Below are 236 nucleotides of genomic sequence, written 5' to 3'. Positions count from 1 at the left end.
CTTTTATTGCGGTCAAGCTTTTAACGGTCAAAATCGTGTTTGTTGCCTAGTCCATCGGAACGATCGCTCCGCGACCCGATGTGTTTCAACGTCAACTTCACAGTTTTGACGCTCGCCTAAAGCTTAATACCGCTGGGCACATAGTCTATCTCTGTTTTCAATCAAAAATCCAGTAATCCTATTTGCTACAATCTAAAACTGAGCATTCACAACGGAGTGAGCGTCGATTCGCTGAA

The sequence above is a fragment of the Paenimyroides viscosum genome (assembly GCF_003858535.1).
Classification (GTDB): Bacteria; Bacteroidota; Bacteroidia; order Flavobacteriales; family Flavobacteriaceae; genus Flavobacterium; species Flavobacterium viscosum.
Note: the sequence above shows the minus strand (reverse complement) of the source record.